Origin of the sequence: Epilithonimonas hominis (assembly GCF_003730015.1) — a bacterium.
Taxonomy (GTDB): Bacteria; Bacteroidota; Bacteroidia; order Flavobacteriales; family Weeksellaceae; genus Epilithonimonas; species Epilithonimonas hominis.
In genome coordinates this window covers 23,849-40,627 of the sequence record NZ_RJTU01000079.1, presented here as the reverse complement: position 1 = coordinate 40,627, position 16,779 = coordinate 23,849, and the positions used below count along the sequence as shown (strand labels likewise).

The following is a 16,779-nucleotide window of genomic DNA, read 5'->3' as shown; positions in this document are numbered from 1 at the left end:
TCTAAAGAATCTTCGAAAATCTCGAAGATTCTTTTTTAGTAATGAAGACAAATAAAAAAACAAATTCCAATATTGCGTTTCAAAAATGGATCGCTGTTGTCGGGATTATCCTTTTCGTTGGAAAATTAGTTGCGTGGAAATTGACAAATTCTGATGCTGTATTCTCCGATGCAATGGAAAGCATCGTGAACGTAATCAGTGCTTTTCTTGGACTTTATTCCTTATATCTTGCTGCAAAACCAAAAGATGAAAATCATCCTTACGGACACGGGAAAGTCGAATTTGTAACATCCGCTATTGAAGGTTCTTTGATTAGTATTGCCGGTGTAATGATTATCTACGAAGGTACCAACAGCTTGATTTCTGGCAAAGTTCTTAGTAAACTGGATTTAGGAATTTGGATTATCGCAGCAACGGCTATTATCAATTACATTATTGGCTATATCTCGATTCGGAAAGGGAATAGAGAGAATTCTATTGTCCTCATTTCTTCTGGAAAGCATTTGCAATCTGACACTATTACGACTTTGGGGGTTGTTGCCAGTTTAGTTTTGGTTTACTTCACAAAATTGATTTGGTTAGATTCTGTAGTAGCGCTAATTTTTGGATTCTACATTATTGTCATCGGATACAAAATCATCAGAAAATCTCTAAGTGGAATTATGGATGAAGCTGATCCTGAGATGCTGGAAAGACTAGCCACTTTCCTTAATGAAAATCGAAAACCAGAATGGATTGATGTTCATAATATGAAAATCCAGCAATTTGGTAGCAGGCTTCATATAGATGCACACATTACTTTGCCCTGGTATTTCGAGTTAAGAACAGCTCACGATGAGATGGAAGAAGTCATTAAACTAATTGCAAAAAACACCGATAGAACAGTGGAATTCAATTTTCATATGGATGATTGCAAACCAACCTCTTGTGCTATTTGTCGGGTTGATAACTGCCCAGTTCGCCAGCAAGCATTTACAAAAAAGATAGAATGGAATGGTGAGAATATTTCGCAGCCAGATAAACACACGCAGGAAAACTAATTCAGAATCATCTTTTTTCTGTAATAAAAAATCGGAATAATGAGAATCAGCGTTAATGGCTGAATGACAAATCTTCTCACATAAAAAGAAAAAAGATATCCGAATCGGAACTCATCATTGATACAATACAAGTAGATCGGAAAAGTAATGGCAAAAACAAGAAGTATTAATACCAATGCTTGCTTTGTCCAATGTTTATTTTGGAAGATAGAATGAATGATTATCAAAGAAAAAAAAGTGTTCAAGCCGAATCTGAAAAGATAGCTGAAAAATAGTTTTCCCCACACAAACTCTGGGAATGAAGCAGACTGATCTGCCAACTTGAAATAGGCCAGAAATGGATCGTAGAAAATCTTGCCTTCTAAGCCGCGCACTGCAATCAGCCCTATAAAACCGGCTAAAACTAGAATCCATCTAAGCATCTTTTTCTCTTTTCAATGCAAAAAACTGAATCCAAACCAGCCACAGAATGACAACGCCGCCATAAATGATTGACGGAAAAATATAATCGTGTCCGATTTTTTCATATTGAGGGTACTTCAGGAAAATAATATTAAGCAATACAATTCTTAGAACATTTAGAATATGTAACAAAAAAATGCCTACCAACCCATATAGAAAAGTTTTGGCGCCTTTATAAAACGCAAAAATAAAAGCGGCGTAAAGAATCACAACAGATATCACATTGCAACCTTCCACCATTCTTGTCGTATATTTTCCGGAAGTCTGAAAAAGTACGCTGTGGAGTTTCATGCTGTCTACCAAAGTCGTCGGAAAACCTAGAAAATACTGGAAAGATGCGACCTGTTCTGCTACATTTCTAGTAAACGGATCTACCACCTCCGCAGAATAGGAATTGAGATAAAATTGGTAAAGCAATACCAGAACTATATAAATAATCACAAATCTCAGCAGGATCTTCAGAACGGGAAGAAAATCTTTCATAAAGTAAAATTACAATTTTTCGTGGTTCAAATTCTATTATTAATTAACTTTGTTTTATGCAGAATCATCAGGAATTTTTTGAAGAATTTATAGAAGCGAAAGCAGATTTTTTCACAGCGCTGCCACAAAGCGGATCTTCAAGAATCAATTATATCGGACAGTCAGGAACGCAGAAGTATGTCGTAACCTACAATGAAAATCTCCGCGAGAATAATGCATTTTTTTATTTATCAGATTTATTTGAAAGTCTGAATCTTAACACGCCCAAAATCCTCAAAATCAATACAGATCATACGCTTTACATTCAGGAATTTCTTGGGGATGAAACGCTTTCCGAAGTAATTTCTAATGAAGGGCAAAGTGAACGTGTAAAATCACTGGTGCGGAAAAGTCTTGAAAAATTATTCCAGTTACAGATGAAAACTTTGGGAAAAACAGAATTTCGCAACAGCTTCGAATATGAAAAGTATGATGATCTGCCCATCACACACGATCTCTATTATTTTAAAAACTACCTAGTGGATGTGCTGGAAATTGAGTATCATAAATCAACATTACTTAAAGAATTCAAGCTAATTTCTGAAAGAATCCAGAATCTGAAGCCAAAAACCTTGATGATCCGGGATTTCCAGTCGCGAAATATTTTAGTGAGTGATAATGATGAGGTTTTCTTTATTGATTATCAATCTGCGATGGAAGGTCCGGCAACCTATGATGTGATTTCCTTTCTTTTTCAGGCAAAGGCAAATTTCACAAAAGAATTCAAATCTGAAATGTTGGATTATTATCTCTCCTTTTGGAATGATGATGATAAAAAAAACCTAGCAGAATCTTTTGAATGGATGAAACTGATGCGTTTTCTTCAGGTTCTGGGCGCTTATGGTTTCCGTGGTTTGATCCAGCGTAAAAAGCATTTTCTGGCTAGTCTGGTACAAGGCATTGAAAACGCTTATGAACTAACACAAAGCTGGGATGAGATCGCACTGCAGTTTCCGGAATTGTATTTTATTATCTTAAGGTTGAAGAGTAAAGAAGTACAAGCCAAAATTGAGACATTGATTATTGACTGAGTTCGAGAGTCTCATTGCCAAATGACAATAAAATTTAACTGACAAATGCTGTTTGGATAAAGAAAATCCCTAGCCCCGATTGCAGTGGAAATCGTTTTTTGCGTGAACTTCGGGTTTATAGAAATGGAAATTGTCTGCAAAAAAGATTGCAACGGAAAGCGGGAAATAGCTCCTTAGCATTTTCTTTAGAGTACTTCCTGCTTCGCTATGACATAAAAATAAAAAAACCTCAGAATTGCTTCTAAGGTTTTTTCTGAAATATTTTCAGTCTCTCTAATTATTTAATACACTTAGTTTGTTTTCGGAAATAATTCGTTTTGCAAATCTGAATTTTGGACCCCAATAGCTGTCATCCAGAGATGAAACCATAACACCCTTAGATGTTGCAGCATGTATAAACTTTATTTGCCCGTCCGCTGTTACTTCTTCCACGATTCCTACGTGCGAAATTCTGCTGCCTCTGTGTGAGAAAAACACCAGATCACCTTTCTGAAGTTCTGTTTTTTCTACAGAATCACCTTCTTGGGATTGCTGTGCTGCTACTCTTGGAAGATTCAGCCCAGCTGCTGTACCAAAAACGGACAATACGAACGCTGAACAGTCTATTCCGCTTCTGGAAGTTCCTCCGAACCTGTACGGTGTTCCTAGGTAACTTTCAGCTTCGGACAAGATGTTGTCTATTGTATTGCTGTGTTTGATGGCGTTTTCTATTGCAGATCTTTTGATGTCTGCGCTGGTGTTAGAAATAGCTGCTAAAACTTTTTGCGTTTTACTTGGCGTATTATTTACAACCGGCTGAATGTTTAATGACGCAAACTTGGCATCAGTTTTGTATGTTTCATTATTAGAAACCACATAGTTAGAAACGCAAGACTGAAGCGAAAAAAATGTGGTCACAAATACGATATAAATTAGAACTCTTTTCTTCATATATATTTAATTATTTGTGTTAAACTTGAGGTTTTTTTTGTCATTGCATAGCAAAAATAGCCAATACTCATGACAGGGCATTTGAAATCAAATTCATCGCACTTCAGTTTAACATAATTTAACAGTCTTTTTTAGAATGTTAAAGAAAAACAAACCGCAAAGCCTTTATTTAGATTTTGCGGTTTTAATTTTAGTTAAGACTTTTTAACGTTTTAGAAATTGTCTATCTAGTAAATAACAATTCTCTATATTTCGTCATTGGCCATAATTCGTCATCAACCATCATTTCCAATGCATCAGAAGCTTTTCTTACTACCTCGAAGAAAGGAATGACGTTATTACAATATTCTTCGGCTTGTTTTTGACTTCCAGAAGTATTTTTAGCTTTTTCTTTGGCTGCTAGCAGTTCGTCAACGCCAACTTTAATTTGAGAAACATTTCGGGAAATATCAGAAATCAATTCCAATTGTTCTTTTGCCAAAGTTTTGAATTCTTTGTCTCCGAAGATTTCTTTCAGACCTTTAACGTTCTCAATCAATCTGTTTTGATAGTTAAGTGCTGCAGGAATAATGTGGTTTCTTGCGATATCTGCCAAAACTCTGGCTTCGATATCAATTACAGTAGAATATTTCTCTAGCTTGATTTCGTTTCTAGCTTCGAACTCACGGTGCGAGTATATTCCTAGTTCTTCGTACAGGTCAACAAATTTTTTGTTCAATTCTTCCTTAAGTGCTTCTGGCGTAGTTTTAAGGTTGTTGAGTCCTCTTTTTTCTGCTTCTTGCGCCCAATCTTCGGAATAACCGTCACCTTCGAACATAATATTCTTGGACTGCTTGATATATTCTCTAAGGATATTGAAAATAGCTTCATCTTTCTTAAGACCAGTTTCAATCAAAGCGTCTACTTCAGTTTTGAAAGTTCTTAATTGTTTTGCAGCAATTACGTTCATCACCGTCATTACTTCCGCACAGTTTGCAGAAGAACCAACTGCTCTGATTTCGAACTTATTTCCAGTAAAAGCAAATGGAGAAGTTCTGTTTCTATCTGTGTTATCTAAAAGAATCTCAGGGATCTTTCCTACAACATTAAGTTTAAGTTCGGTTTTTTCTTCAGGAGATAATTTTCCATCGGTTACTTTTTCAAGCTCCTCCAAAACGCCGAATAATTGACTTCCGATAAATGCAGAGATAATAGCTGGTGGCGCTTCATTCGCTCCTAATCTGTGGTCATTGCTTGCAGATGCGATACTTGCTCTCAACAAATCTGCATAATCGTGAACTGCTTTCAAAGTGTTAACAAAGAAAGTTAAGAACTGAAGATTCTTCTTAGGATTTTTTCCTGGGCTCAAAAGGTTTTCACCTGTATCCGTTCCAAGAGACCAGTTGTTATGTTTACCACTTCCGTTTACGCCAGCAAATGGTTTCTCGTGAAATAAAATATGGAAGTGATGCTTATGAGCAATTCTCGCCATAATATCCATTAATAAAGAATTATGATCAACCGCAACGTTCGCTTCTTCAAACATTGGAGCCAACTCGAATTGGTTAGGCGCCACCTCATTGTGACGAGTCGTTACAGGAATTCCCAACTTCATACATTCTATTTCCAATTCCTTCATATAGTTCATTACTCTTGTAGGAATCGAACCGAAATAATGATCATCTAACTGCTGTCCCTTCGCCGGAGAATGTCCTAACAAAGTTTTTCCAGTCATAACCAAATCTGGACGAGATTGATACAAAGCTGTATCTACCAAGAAATATTCTTGTTCCCACCCTAAAGTTGGAGAAACTTTGGTTACATTTTTATCGAAGTAAGACTTCATTACATCTGTAGCCGCTTCGTCAACAGCATTCAGCGCTCTTAACAAAGGGGTTTTATTATCTAATGCTTCTCCTGTATAAGAAATAAAAATGGAAGGAATACAAAGTGTAGTCCCCATAATGAAAGCTGGAGAAGTTGGGTCCCAAGCGGTATAACCTCTGGCTTCGAAAGTGTTTCTGATTCCACCATTTGGGAAAGAAGAAGCATCGGGCTCCTGCTGAATCAACATACCGCCACTGAATCTCTCGATTGCTCTACCCCCTTCAATTGGCGTAAAGAAAGAATCGTGTTTTTCTGCAGTTGCACCTGTCAACGGCTGAAACCAGTGCGTGTAATGCGTCACACCTTTTGACAAAGCCCAATCTTTCATAGCCACCGCCACCTGATCTGCAATATGTCTCTGGATTTTTGTTCCTTTTTTAATCGCATCCAAAATAGAATTGAATGCTTCTTTTGTTAAATATTCTCTCATTGTCTCTTCTGAGAATACATTCTGACAAAACAATTCGGATAGTTTTGCAGGAACTTCTACGAAATTATCTTTTCGGTAATTTCTGAAAGGAAGCTCGGCTAAGGCTTTAAATCTTAATGTTGACATAAAAGTGTGTTATTTTAAACAGGGCAAATTTACAAAAAATACAATTCAAAATTAAAACGCCCCCTCATTTTTTAATTAACTTTGATAAAATTTTAAAAAATACATTAAGACACCCTTTAATATACAATACAGTACCCATCAATTATATAAAATAAAAATTACGATTATTTCAACTGAATATAAATCTAATTTAATTTTTGAAATCAGTGGGGAAAGTTTAACTTTAGAAACTGTTATAAAATTTGAATAATCAAAACACTTTTAATATCAAACTATTTGAAATTCAAATCATTAAGAATTAAAATATGATTTAAAATAAATTTCATATCTTAGCAAACTTTTACAAAAATTTTATTATATGGCAAATTCAAGAGCAAGAGAAACCACAGAAGCTATCGAAAGATTATATGTCTCTATGAGACACTTATTCTATAGAGGATTTTTCAAACCGTCTGGAGTGTCGGGTGAGTCATTAAGAAAACTCTTAATGGTAATCAATCCGGAAATCTACGGAAGCATGAGCATCCCCAATAAAATAGAGCTGGACGGTTTACTTTATGTTCTTGACCGTCTTCCGGAAGGCATCGAGGAGTGTTCTTTCATCCACCTGACTTCTGACGAAGGTTTTGACAAAGGAAGTTTTGAACCTATTGTTCCGAAAAAACGTAGAAGAAACTGCTATAGAATCGATGAACATCAAATGAACATCGAAGTTCTTTTGGGACGTTCTGAGATTTATGACATACTGACTCACTTGACTTTCCTTTATTTAGAAGCTGACAAAATCAGGAATATCGGTTTCGATTTGGAAAATGAAGGCCGCGCCAAGAGAACCTGGAATATCATTGAAGAAGTTGCGAAAGGAGAAAAAAAATACAGCAGAAAAGAAAAAGAAGTCGCATTGATTCATCTTTCTTCTTTTTTAGGACGAACTTTTGATGAAACACTTAATGCTTATAACAACTTCGGAGATGATAAAAATCCCGACCGCTTGTTCAAGATTATTTACTGGCTCGGTCAGATTAGCCTGGAAGACTGGAAGGAAAACAGAGAAAGAGAAATTTACTTTTCAGCAATTCTTCAGGAAAGAGTTGGCCATCACCTTTTCGGGGAAAGATGGGCAAACAAAATCAAGAAAGTCCTGGTAGAAAACGACCTTCATATGCGTCCGCTTCACATCATCAGTGCGAATATGCACTCGGTTAAAAATATGGTTTTTGCCAATGATGCTCTTAATAAAAAAGGAACAAAAGAGGTTGATTATAAATTATTTGCGGACATCAGTAACAAAAAAGAACTTCAAACTAAAGTCCTAGAATATGCTGAAAAACAGGGAATGATTTATATTGATGATAACAGCGGCAGCAATATCGACGTTCAAATCATAGACCTTGCTAAAACTGAACTTAAAAACACGGTTTTTGCGGATCAGAAATTCAAAGGAGATGATGTTATCCTGGTTTTTGACTACGCATTTGGGGAACAAGCTTTTGAGGTAATGGACGAATTGCTAAGACCATACGAAGTGAAAGGCGAAGTATATATGATGAAGGTTAAATCCGTTTCTATAATGGGTAAAGCAGGAATCCTAACCGGAGGAAAAGGTGATATTATGATTCCAACTTCTCACATTTTTGAAGGAACTGCTGATAATTACGTTTTCGAAAACGCTCTAAAAGCGACTGATTTTGTAGATGATGAGATCAAATCTTTCGAAGGACCGATGATCACTGTTTTGGGAACATCGCTTCAGAACAAAGACATTTTATCTTACTTTATGACAACCTCTTGGAAAGCGATTGGACTGGAAATGGAAGGAGCGCATTATCAAAAAGCGATTCAGGTAGCAAGCAAAATCCGTCATCATATTTCTCCTGATTTATTTGTAATGTATGCTTATTACGCTTCGGATAATCCTTTAGAGACAGGAAGCACACTTTCTTCTGGTGGACTTGGATTGACTGGTGTAAAACCAACCTATATGATTACACATAAAATCATCGAGAAAATCCTTGAGAAAAAATAAAATTGAAAGTCTCCTAATTGGAGGCTTTTTTATTTTGAATTTTAAATAAAATTCGCAATCGTATAAATCAGCAGACCTACCAGGCCACCAACAATGGTTCCGTTGATTCGGATAAATTGCAAATCTTTTCCAACTTCAAGCTCTAACTTTCTGCTGAGTTCTTTTCCCTCCCAGTTGCCAACAGTTGTGCTGATGAGTTCACCAAAATTCTGTGTGTTTTTCAGAATATATTTATACGCTGTTAATCTCACCCAGCCATCAATTCGGTTTTGGAACTGTTCATCGTTTTGAAGATTTGCGACAAATTCGTCTATATTTTTTTTGACGTAAGATTTCAATGTAGAATCTTCTTCTGAAAGTTCTTTGATTAATGACGATTTCAAAGATTGCCAGATATCGGATGAATATTGTTTGATTTTATCACTTTGAAGAAAATCAGATTTGATGGATTCAAATTCCGTTTTCCATTTTGGCTCATCTTTCAGCTCTTTCGAAAAATCGAGGATTTTATTGGTGATTTCACTTCGTAAAGGATGATTTGCATTTTGCTCCACTTCCAGAAAATAATCGCTCAAACCTTTGGTGATTTTTTCTGCGATTTTATTGTCAATTGATTTTGGAATCAGGAAAAAACTCTCCTTTCGCACTCTTTCAGAAATCATTTGCTGATTTTCGAGAATGTAACCTTTGACTTGAGCGCTCAGGTTGGTGATGATTTTCTGATGATCATTTTTACTGAGAAGATATTCGATCCCATTGCCTATGATGGAATTTAATTTGATGGAATCTGTCATTTCCTCAGCTTTTCCAGAGATGAATTTTACCACAGCATCGTCATCCAGTTTATTGACAATATCTTTGATAATTGAAGATAATTCATTAATCAAAACATCTTGATTCCTCTCTTTGGAAAGCCAATCCCCAACATAAACCGAAACTTTTAGTTTCTGAATATAAGGACGAATATTTTCCGGAGAAAGAAAGTTATCGACCACAAAGTTCCCTAGATTATCGCCTATCTTTTCTTTCGAATTTTCGATGAGATTGGTGTGCGGAATTTTAACACCTAACGGATAATTAAAAAGCGCAGTCACTGCAAACCAATCTGCTAAAGCACCTACCATCGCAGCTTCTGAAAAGGCTCTAATATATCCTATCCAATGCGACTGACTTTGTTTCTGCAAAATGGTCATCGCTATAAAAGTCATCATCATCAGGATAAATAATCCTGTTGCTAATGTCTTATATTGCCTGAGTTGCTGTTTTTTCTGTACATCATTCATATCTTAGAAAAATCGAAAATCGTTCCAAACAAAATTATCAATATTTGATTAAATTAAATATTTTTACAACAAATCTATCAAGAATGTTAAAAAAGATCTTCAAGGTTTTCCTACTCGTCATTGCTTCTATAATTCTTCTCATATACGTCTCCGGTTATAGTTATCTGTTCCGTGCTGCAAGATTAACTTATCTGAAAGGTGAAAATAGTTCTACGATAGATGATGGAAAATATTTTCCCTCGAAGATTATTTCTAAAGGGCAACCAAAACGCTGGACCACAGATGATTTTTATAATAAAATAAAACTGACAAACTCTCTAAAAAAACATCTTGAAGAAACAGAAACTACAGCTTTTTTGGTAGTGAAAAACGGAAAAATTTTTCAGGAACATTATTGGTACGGCTATGGAAAATATAAACCAAGCAATTCCTTTTCATTAGCTAAAACCATCACGGTTCTTCTTCTTGGAAAAGCTATTGATGATGGTAGATTTCTAAATGCAGATCAGAATTTTTCAGACTTTTATCCTGAGTTTAGTCCTAATGATTTTGGTAAAAATCTCACCCTCAGAAATCTGGCCTCTATGGAAAGCGGGCTGGACTGGAAAGAAGATTATAAAAATCCATTAGGTCCAAATGCCGCTCTGTATTATGGATTTTCATTGGCAGATCTTGTCTTTAATAAAAAACTAATAACAATGCCTGGCGAAAAATTCGAATATCAGAGTGGCGCCACACAACTTTTAGGATTTGCTATTGGCAGAGCTGTAGGAATGCCCTTATCACTGTACGCATCTTCAATGCTTTGGAAACCTCTTGGTATGGAAAATGATGCTGATTGGTCTACAGACGATATGGGTATAGAAAAGTCTTTTTGCTGCATCCAGTCTAACGCAAGGGATATTGCTAAAATCGGATATCTGATTCTTAATAAAGGAAAAATTGACGGTGTTCCGCTCATCAGTGAAAACTTTATCAATGAGATGACAACTCCCACCGAAAACTCTAATGGCGCCTATGGAATGGGATTATGGATTAATAATGACTATAGAATTCCCCATTATTATATGCGCGGACTCAACGGGCAATATGTAGTAGTTATCCCCCAATATGATATGATCATCATCCGTCTAGGGAAGAAAGAAGGCGACGAGAAAGATAGCAAAAACAGGCCAAAAGAAACCGAACTTTATATTGATGAGGTATTGAAAATGATGACTAAAAATTAATCTTGCTCATAGTCCAAAATAGCAAAAACACTTAGTAGTATGCTATTTTTCAGTTTTTGTTCTGATTCTTTCTGATATTGTGCCTCATTATTTGTAGGAACATACTGTTCATAAAAATTTTTATTTCTGATGACGAATAATGCGGAACCAATAATCATTGTAAGAATATCTTCGGATTTCGGTGCGTTATGGAAAACTCCGGAAACGATCCCTCTTTTCACTATTTCTTCTATCCTTATAACACAAGTCTGATAAAATTCCAGTAGATCATCTTTAACATTATCTAATGAGCGCATTTCCTGTGTCACAAATCCGTGAAAATAACTGTATTTGAATAGCAGTGAGATCACATAATTTACAATCTCCTTCATCTGCATCTCTGGTTTTCCCTCCTTTATAGTCTGAGCAAACTCGGAGAAACTTTCTTTTGTACGTTGCACCCGATATTGATAAAGATAGGACATCATCTTTTCCTTGGAGCCAAAGTAGTAGGAAATCATTGCAACATTAATGTTTGCCTTTGAGCAGATATCTCTAACCGAAGTACCATCAAAGCCTTTTTTAGCAATAAGCTCCTCAGCGACATCAAGAATTTTTATTTGTTTCTCTGTAAATTTTTTTTTCATATATATAGAACAGAATGTAAAAATAATATTATTTCATCAATTATAAAACATTTTAGCAATCGAATCTATTATAGAATTTGTAGGGAAATTTAAAAGAAAGTCAATGAGTTAATTCATCTCAAAATGTTTTTATTTAATATAAACTTTTTATATTTGACTATGGATTTTCTAGATTTTCATCATCATAAACAGATTAAGCAGGGAATATATAATCTTAATCATCTAGAAGCCATTCCAGATTCTATGTTTTCAGCAGGAATACACCCTAAGGATATTACAAAAAACTGGAAGTCAGATTTTGAAGAAATTAAAAAAAAAACGTCAGATAAAAACTGTATTGCAGTAGGCGAGTGCGGGCTGGACGGACTAATTACAGTTGATGAAAAACTGCAGAATGAAGTATTCCAGGCTCATTTATCTTGGGCAGAAGAAATTAGAAAACCTGTAATCATCCATTGTGTGAGACGTTTTTCACAGATTCTACATTTCAAAAAAGCTAAAATCCCATTAATTATCCACGGATTTAATAAGAAAGAAAAGATTGCGGAAGAACTTCTGAATTCTGGTTTTTATCTCAGTTTTGGAAGAGCAGCTTTGGAAAGTTTATCTTTGCAAAAAATTATCAGAAATATTCCCATAGACAGGTTGTTTTTGGAAACAGACAATTCGGATTTCAGCATACAAGATTTATATGAAAAAATAGCCGAAGTTAGATCTGTTTCTGTTGAAAATCTTAAGAATCAAATGTGGGAAAATCTTGGCAATATTCGACATAATGGATAAATACTGGCTGGAGCGTACAGAGCTGCTTATAAAAAACGAAGGATTAGAAAGATTGCAAAATGCAAAAGTCCTAGTTGTGGGATTAGGGGGAGTTGGTTCATTTGCCGCAGAATTTCTGGCAAGAGCCGGAATCGGAACGATGATCATTGCAGACGGTGACGTGGTGGATATTACCAATATCAACAGACAGCTACCAGCATTACATTCTACAATTGGACAGCATAAAGTGGAATTGGTTGGAGACAGACTGATGGACATTAACCCAGAACTCAAGCTTACAAAAATCAACGAGTTTCTGGAGCCAGAAAGAATGGAAGAGCTCATAAAATCAGAAAAATTTGATTACGTGCTAGACTGCATAGATTCTCTCACCCCAAAACTTACGCTTATAAAAACCTGCAGACGACACAAAATTAAACTCGTTTCGTCAATGGGCGCCGGCGGAAAATCGGACCCGAGTAAAGTAATGGTACGAGACCTGCAAAAAACAAACAACTGTTTGCTGGCAAAGCAGGTAAGAAAAAGATTGAAAAAAGAAGGAATCACTAAAGGTTTTAGATGTGTTTTCTCTACAGAGCTACAAGATGAAAACAGCCTTAAACTAACGGATGGAAGCAACTTTAAAAAATCTTTTTATGGAACCATCAGTTTTATTCCAGCCATTTTTGGATTGTATGCTGCTGCAGAGGTCATCAATTATCTAACAGGAAGAAAAAATTAATTTGAAACAGCACGGATTTCCGAAACAAGAAAAGCTGAAAAAAAAATCAGATATTGACCTTTTGTTCAAAAAAGGGAAATGGCTTTCTGTGGACAATATCAGGATTATTTATCTAACGCCCAATGATACAGCCACTTTAGACAGCAACAAAACGGGAGTATCCGTATCTAAAAAATTCTTTAAAAAGGCCGTCGACAGGAATCGTTTAAAACGTTTACTCAGAGAAGCTTACAGACTCAATAAATCCATATATAAAGAAGCATTTGGAGAGAAATCTTTGGCTATGTTATTTTGGGTTTCCAAGGAAATGCCTGAGCACTATTCAGATTTGGAAAAGAATTTCCTTGAACTTTGTAAAAAGAAAACGAGATAATATTCTTTTTTAATTTGTAATTTTAATCTTATAAAAATTACAAATGAGTGATATTTTACCTTACATCCTGAGTTCCTTCATTGGAATCGGTCTTGCTGCGGCATCAGGTTTTCGTGTTTTTTTACCTTTGTTTGCCGTGAGTCTTGCCTCATATCTAGGCTGGATTCCTATGAATGATAACTTCCAATGGTTGTCTAGTCTGCCTACACTCATTGTCACAGGAGTCGCAACATTAGTAGAAATTCTGGCTTACTACATTCCCGTGGTTGATAATTTTCTAGATACCGTAACTGTTCCACTCGCCACAGTAGCTGGCTCTGTTCTTTTTGCAAGTCAGTTTATAGAGTTAGGTACATTTCCACAATGGGCTTTGGCAATAATTGCAGGTGGCGGAACAGCAGCAACCATAGCAGCAGGGTTTGCCGGAACACGTGCCGCTTCTACCGCAACTACTGCAGGAATAGGTAATAACGTCATAGCTACAACAGAAACAGCCGGAGCTGGATTGATGTCTGTTCTCTCAATCTTTTTACCGGTTATTGCTTTCATACTGGCATTAGCTCTCTTGATTTTAGTTATTATTTTTGGGCGAAAAATCTGGCGAAAAATCAGGAATACAACTATTGATAATCCATAAAAAAACCACCAAAATTTTGGTGGTTTTCTATTTTAAAAATTGCTCCCTTTAGGGTTGGGGCCACAATTTTTATCTTATTTATTATAAAGCTCTTCAACCTTATCCCAGTTAATCACATCAAAAAACGCAGAAACATAATCCGGTCTTCTGTTCTGATAATTCAGGTAATAAGCGTGCTCCCACACATCTAATCCAAGAATTGGAGTTCCTTGCACATCTGCAACAGGCATTAGTGGGTTATCCTGGTTTGGTGTGGAAGAAACAACCACAGATCCGTCAGCATTTTTTACAAGCCAAGCCCATCCAGAACCGAATCTAGTCTTAGCAGCGTTAGAAAAATCTTCTTTGAATTTTTCAAAACCACCGATTTTCTCGATTTCAGCTTTCACATTTCCAACTGGTTCTTTGCTTCCTCCTGGCGTCAAAAGTTCCCAGAAAAGTGAATGATTGTAATGTCCGCCTCCGTTATTTCTCACGGCTGGTTTATCTGTACCTATTTTTTGGATTTCTTCAAGAGATTTTCCTTCAAGGTCTGTTCCTGCAATTGCGTTATTAAGATTGTCCACATAAGCTTGGTGGTGCTTAGAGTGGTGGATTTCCATTGTTCTCGCATCGATTGTTGGTTCCAACGCATCGTACGAATAAGCTAATTTTGGTAATTCGAATGCCATAGTTTCGTATTTATTTTGTTATTAATAAATGAATTGCTCAAAAATACTCAATAATTATTCCTTAATCCAATTATCACACTCATTTTATAAATATTTAACATCGAAATTTTTAATAAATTTTGCCGTAACTTTGACCCATTCTAAATAATTATAAACACCATTTTAATTATTTGGGTAGCTTTTCCGTCCTCCGTTCCCAATCTTTTTGCCAGGGCTTTTCCAGCCACAAAAAAGGATTTCCACTCAGGACGGGCTGCAATAATTCAACGTTTTAAACATTGGATTTCAATCTAACATCTAAATTCTAACATCTAATATCTACATCCAAAATGTTTGATAACAACAACATAAGAACACAATTTCCAATTCTAAATCAACAGGTTAATGGAAAACCATTGGTTTATCTGGACAACGCTGCAACATCACAAAAACCGATTTCAGTTTTAGAAACTTGGGAAAAATATTACGAAACCATCAATGCCAATGTTCATCGCGGGATTCACACATTGAGTCAGATTGCAACGGAAGAAATGGAACTTTCCAGAAAGAAAATCCAAAGATTCATCAATGCAAAACACGATTACGAAGTTATTTTCACAAAAGGAACAACCGAAGGAATCAATTTGGTAGCTTATGCTTTGACCAATCAAATCAAGAAAGATGATGAGATTATCATTTCATATCTGGAACATCATTCCAACATCGTTCCTTGGCAGATGCTTTGCGAAAGAACTGGTGCAAAACTTCGCGTCATTCCAATGGACGAAAACGGAATTCTTCAAATCGATGTTTTGGATTCTTGGCTTAATGAAAAAACGAAAATCGTTTCTGTAAATCAGGTTTCTAACGCTTTGGGAATAATCAATCCAATCGAACAAATCATTGAAAAAATAAGAAGACTTTCCAACGCTTATGTTTTGATAGACGGCGCACAATCTTCGCCTCATTTCAAAATCGATGTTCAGAAATTGGACTGTGATTTCTTTGTTTTCTCAGGACACAAGATGTATGCACCAATGGGAACCGGAATTCTTTACGGAAAAGAATCTGTTTTGGAAAATCTTCATCCTTTCCACGGCGGTGGCGAAATGATTGCGGTTTGCAGTTTCGAGAAAACAACTTACGCAGGTTTACCTTTCAAATTCGAAGCTGGAACACCTAATGTAGGTGGAAATATCGCTTTGGGTTCAGCTGTTGATTTCATTAATCAAATCGGTCACGATAATCTTCAAATCCACGAAAACGAACTTCTGGCTTACGCTCAGAAAAAACTTCTGGAACTAGATGGAATCAAAATCTATGGAGAAAAAGCCAATAGGACAGGAGTTGTTTCTTTCAATCTGGAAGGTGCAGGAATAGCTTCTGATACAGGAATGATTCTCGACAAAATGGGAATTGCTGTGAGAACCGGACATCATTGTACACAACCGATTATGGATTTTTTCAATATCGCTGGAACAGTTCGTGCAAGTTTTGCAGTTTACAATACTTTGGAAGAAATTGATATTTTGGTTGAGGGTGTGAAAAAAGCACAGAGAATGTTGGTATAAATCAATTCAAATAAAATTTCAAAACCCTTGCAGAGTTCAGAACTTTGAAAAGGTTTATTTAGAAAATTATCTTTTTTCTAAACTAATCTTTAATATTTCAGTTAATCTATCAATATTTTCTTTATCAGTCAAGACAAAAACAACCCCATTAATTGAATTGTCTTTATTTTCTTGATTAATATTTTGAATATTACTTTTAGAGTCTTGAAATAAATCTTTTATATCTACATCAAAAATTTTTGCAATTCTAGGTATATACTCAGATTTCACATCATTTTCTTCGTTCTCCCAATTAATGTAAGTACGACGGTCTATTTCTAATAAATCTGCAATGTCTTGTTGAGACTTTTTAGATTTTATTCTAAGTCTTCTCAGGTTATTTCCAACTATCATCGGTTATGTTTTAAAGCAAAGTTAAGATTTTGTGTAAATATTTACACAAAATTTGTGAGTTTTTTGTTGATATAATAGGA

Annotated in this window: 17 protein-coding genes; 9 read left to right on the top strand and 8 right to left on the bottom strand. The window is 35.7% G+C overall.

Going from position 1 to position 16,779, the window contains the following annotated elements; all coding sequences use genetic code 11:
- Nucleotides 1-41 precede the first annotated feature (41 nt).
- Nucleotides 42-1,040 carry a cation diffusion facilitator family transporter gene (locus EGH73_RS12595; protein WP_123282139.1) on the top strand — a complete coding sequence of 333 codons (999 nt, stop codon included), beginning with the start codon at nt 42-44 and terminating at the stop codon, nt 1,038-1,040.
- Here the strand turns inward: EGH73_RS12595 and EGH73_RS12590 are convergent.
- Nucleotides 1,037-1,462, bottom strand: a complete 426-nt coding sequence (locus EGH73_RS12590) for an exosortase F system-associated membrane protein (RefSeq protein WP_123282138.1) — start codon at nt 1,460-1,462, stop codon at nt 1,037-1,039. The two genes, EGH73_RS12595 and EGH73_RS12590, sit on opposite strands and share 4 nt — an antisense overlap.
- On the bottom strand, nt 1,455-1,985 hold the full coding sequence (xrtF, locus tag EGH73_RS12585; protein WP_123282137.1) for an exosortase family protein XrtF: 531 nt from the start codon (nt 1,983-1,985) through the stop codon (nt 1,455-1,457). The genes EGH73_RS12590 and xrtF overlap by 8 nt, the downstream gene beginning before the upstream one ends.
- Before the next feature lie 56 nt (nt 1,986-2,041).
- Between xrtF and EGH73_RS12580 the strand changes: the two genes are divergently transcribed.
- The gene (locus EGH73_RS12580) at nt 2,042-3,055 is read left to right on the top strand and encodes an aminoglycoside phosphotransferase family protein (RefSeq protein ID WP_123282136.1); all 1,014 of its coding nucleotides are present in this window, start codon (nt 2,042-2,044) and stop codon (nt 3,053-3,055) included.
- A gap of 273 nt (nt 3,056-3,328) precedes the next feature.
- Here the strand turns inward: EGH73_RS12580 and EGH73_RS12575 are convergent, their stop codons facing one another.
- Together EGH73_RS12575 and EGH73_RS12570 are read right to left on the bottom strand one after the other, a co-directional pair.
- Nucleotides 3,329-3,985, bottom strand: coding sequence for a C40 family peptidase (locus EGH73_RS12575; protein WP_123282135.1), 657 nt, complete (start codon nt 3,983-3,985; stop codon nt 3,329-3,331).
- Between the two features lie 223 nt (nt 3,986-4,208).
- Entirely contained in the window at nt 4,209-6,407 is a 2,199-nt protein-coding gene (locus EGH73_RS12570; RefSeq protein WP_123282134.1) for a glutamine synthetase III family protein, read from the bottom strand.
- Between the two features lie 358 nt (nt 6,408-6,765).
- Between EGH73_RS12570 and EGH73_RS12565 the strand changes: the two genes are divergently transcribed.
- Nucleotides 6,766-8,433, top strand: a complete 1,668-nt coding sequence (locus EGH73_RS12565) for a DUF6909 family protein (protein WP_089768003.1) — start codon at nt 6,766-6,768, stop codon at nt 8,431-8,433.
- A gap of 41 nt (nt 8,434-8,474) precedes the next feature.
- Here EGH73_RS12565 and EGH73_RS12560 read toward each other — a convergent pair whose 3' ends face one another.
- Nucleotides 8,475-9,716 carry a DUF445 domain-containing protein gene (locus tag EGH73_RS12560; protein ID WP_123282133.1) on the bottom strand — a complete coding sequence of 414 codons (1,242 nt, stop codon included), beginning with the start codon at nt 9,714-9,716 and terminating at the stop codon, nt 8,475-8,477.
- 83 nt (nt 9,717-9,799) lie between these two features.
- On the opposite strand from EGH73_RS12560, the gene EGH73_RS12555 reads away from it, so the two are divergent.
- Entirely contained in the window at nt 9,800-10,945 is a 1,146-nt protein-coding gene (locus tag EGH73_RS12555) for a serine hydrolase domain-containing protein (protein WP_123282132.1), read from the top strand.
- Here the strand turns inward: EGH73_RS12555 and EGH73_RS12550 are convergent.
- Nucleotides 10,942-11,571 (bottom strand): TetR/AcrR family transcriptional regulator, encoded by a 630-nt coding sequence (locus EGH73_RS12550; RefSeq protein ID WP_123282131.1) that lies wholly within the window; start codon nt 11,569-11,571, stop codon nt 10,942-10,944. The two genes, EGH73_RS12555 and EGH73_RS12550, sit on opposite strands and share 4 nt — an antisense overlap.
- 159 nt (nt 11,572-11,730) lie before the next feature.
- Here EGH73_RS12550 and EGH73_RS12545 point away from each other — a divergent pair, with 159 nt between their 5' ends.
- Genes EGH73_RS12545 through EGH73_RS12530 form a run of 4 tightly spaced genes read left to right on the top strand, consistent with a single transcriptional unit; the run spans nt 11,731 to nt 14,085 of the window.
- A complete protein-coding gene (locus tag EGH73_RS12545; protein ID WP_123282130.1) occupies nt 11,731-12,354 on the top strand; it encodes a TatD family hydrolase in 624 nt (207 codons plus the stop codon).
- Nucleotides 12,347-13,075: a tRNA threonylcarbamoyladenosine dehydratase gene (locus EGH73_RS12540; protein ID WP_089767993.1), complete on the top strand. Its 729-nt coding sequence runs from the start codon at nt 12,347-12,349 to the stop codon at nt 13,073-13,075. Before EGH73_RS12545 ends, EGH73_RS12540 begins: the two co-directional genes overlap by 8 nt.
- A gap of 1 nt (nt 13,076) precedes the next feature.
- Nucleotides 13,077-13,448 (top strand): ribonuclease P protein component, encoded by a 372-nt coding sequence (gene rnpA / locus EGH73_RS12535; RefSeq protein ID WP_089767992.1) that lies wholly within the window; start codon nt 13,077-13,079, stop codon nt 13,446-13,448.
- 43 nt (nt 13,449-13,491) lie between these two features.
- On the top strand, nt 13,492-14,085 hold the full coding sequence (locus tag EGH73_RS12530; protein ID WP_089767990.1) for a DUF4126 domain-containing protein: 594 nt from the start codon (nt 13,492-13,494) through the stop codon (nt 14,083-14,085).
- A gap of 74 nt (nt 14,086-14,159) precedes the next feature.
- On the opposite strand, the gene EGH73_RS12525 is transcribed toward EGH73_RS12530, so the two are convergent.
- Nucleotides 14,160-14,756, bottom strand: a complete 597-nt coding sequence (locus EGH73_RS12525) for a superoxide dismutase (protein ID WP_123282129.1) — start codon at nt 14,754-14,756, stop codon at nt 14,160-14,162.
- Between the two features lie 329 nt (nt 14,757-15,085).
- On the opposite strand from EGH73_RS12525, the gene EGH73_RS12520 reads away from it, so the two are divergent.
- On the top strand, nt 15,086-16,306 hold the full coding sequence (locus EGH73_RS12520) for an aminotransferase class V-fold PLP-dependent enzyme (protein WP_123282128.1): 1,221 nt from the start codon (nt 15,086-15,088) through the stop codon (nt 16,304-16,306).
- A 66-nt stretch (nt 16,307-16,372) separates the two neighbouring features.
- Here EGH73_RS12520 and EGH73_RS12515 read toward each other — a convergent pair whose 3' ends face one another.
- On the bottom strand, nt 16,373-16,699 hold the full coding sequence (locus EGH73_RS12515; protein ID WP_123282127.1) for a helix-turn-helix transcriptional regulator: 327 nt from the start codon (nt 16,697-16,699) through the stop codon (nt 16,373-16,375).
- Nucleotides 16,700-16,779: the final 80 nt, after the last annotated feature.